This window comes from Alkalibacterium sp. s-m-28, assembly GCF_054658175.1.
This window is the reverse complement of sequence record NZ_BAAGIQ010000413.1, coordinates 1-255: the sequence shown is the minus strand read 5'-3', so window position 1 is coordinate 255 and position 255 is coordinate 1. Positions and strand designations below refer to the sequence as shown.

Genomic DNA, 255 nt, shown 5'->3' with positions numbered 1-255 from the left:
TGATTGACCCAATTATAGACCCCTATTTCTCAGAATATAGTTACGGCTTTCGTAAAGGTCGCAACGCTCACCAAGCAATTGAGCGAGTGATTGGTTATTATGAAGAAGGTTATAAGATAGTAGTAGATTGCGATTTGAAGAATTACTTTGATACAATCAACCATCAAGTACTAAGAAATAACCTCGAATACTATATTCAAGATAAAATAGTGTTGAGAAATATTTGGAACTTTTTAAAATCTGGCATCATGGACC

1 protein-coding gene is annotated in these 255 nt (G+C 34.1%); it reads left to right on the top strand.

The features are described 5' to 3' along the window. Positions 1 to 255, top strand: a 255-nt coding sequence (locus ACYQ4S_RS12805; RefSeq protein WP_459771555.1) for a reverse transcriptase domain-containing protein, incomplete at both ends; no start/stop codon positions are given.